1 protein-coding gene is annotated in these 255 nt (G+C 63.1%); it reads left to right on the top strand.

Translation table 11 applies throughout. The features are described 5' to 3' along the window. A partial coding sequence (locus tag JHD63_RS23625) for a transposase (RefSeq protein WP_198973210.1) occupies nucleotides 1-255 on the top strand: 255 nt, incomplete at both ends.

Below are 255 nucleotides of genomic sequence, written 5' to 3'. Positions count from 1 at the left end.
ATCCGCATGCCCGTGTCACCGCGTGCCAGGAAGCTGCACCCAGAACTGCCCAGCCATTGGCAGGCCCGTCTGATCGAGCTCAGCGCTGGCGGCAAGATCAGGCGCTTCATCACCTCGATGCTCGATCTTCAGCGGTTTGCCGCAGCGTCGCTGGCGCAGCTGTACCGCCAGCGCTGGGAGATCGAGCTGGGGTTTCGGGAGATCAAGCAATCACTGCAGCAAGGTCAAGCCGTGCTGCGCAGCAAGCAGCCTGAA

This window comes from Xylophilus sp. ASV27 (assembly GCF_016428875.1).
Taxonomy (GTDB): Bacteria; Pseudomonadota; Gammaproteobacteria; order Burkholderiales; family Burkholderiaceae_C; genus Xylophilus.
Note: the sequence above shows the minus strand (reverse complement) of the source record. Positions and strands in the feature narration are given on the sequence as shown.